The sequence below is a fragment of the Priestia sp. P5_B4 genome (assembly GCF_056400385.1).
In genome coordinates, this window is record NZ_JBFULJ010001198.1 from 1 (window position 1) to 916 (window position 916).

General features: G+C 37.3%; 1 protein-coding gene. It reads left to right on the forward strand.

What is annotated here, in order from left to right:
• The coding region (locus tag AC1DRF_RS29915; RefSeq protein ID WP_477742563.1) for an alpha/beta fold hydrolase at positions 1-823 on the forward strand (823 nt) is incomplete at its 5' end.
• Positions 824-916 lie beyond the last annotated feature (93 nt).

A 916-nucleotide genomic window follows, 5' to 3' on the forward strand; every position in this document is an offset into this window, starting at 1 on the left:
CTACATAAGCAAGGGACAAGGAGATCTTATGCTATTTCTTCATGGGTTTCCTGACTTTTCGCATATTTGGCGACACCAGATAGATGAATTTTCTAATGATTTTCATACAGTTGCTTTGGATTTAAGAGGATATAATCTATCTGAAAAGCCAAGCGGACTAGAATCATACGAAATTGATGTATTAGTAGAAGATATTCGCCAAGTGATTGAAGGTTTAGGATATAGCTCCTGCACGCTAGTTGTACACGACTGGGGAGCAGGGATCGGCTGGACATTTGCTTATCGCTACCCTGAATATGTACAAAAATTAATTGCTTTTAACGGTCCACACCCTTATACATTTATGCGTGAGCTTAGAACAAATAAAAATCAGCAAAAAGCAAGTGAATATATGAAATGGTTTCAAAAACAAGAAGCACAGGACTATATGGAACGAGATAATTTCTCAGGTTTGCGTAAGCTTGTGATTGATCCAGGTGTAAAAAAAGGATATCTAACAGCTGATGATGTTCAAGCATACATGAACTCTTGGGAAAATGGCTCTGTGCTGTCCATGCTAAGTTATTACCGCAACTTAAAGATTTTCACAGAAGAAGACCTTCAAAGAAAATCTTTGTTTCCGTTAGAAGAAGAAGTGTTACACATCCCGGTACAAATTATTTGGGGAAATCAAGATCCTACTTTTATGCCTGAAAACTTAGATGGTATTGAAGAATATGTACCAAACATATCTGTTCACCGATTAGCTGAAGCATCTCATGCCCCTCAGCATGAAAAGCCTCACGAAGTAAACGACGTGATGTGGAATTTTTTAAATAAGTAAAGATAAAAAGAGGCTCAGACAAAAGTAGTTTAGGTGAAAGAAAATCCGAACGATGAATTGAGATTCTTGATAGAGAATCCAACTCGTTCGGAT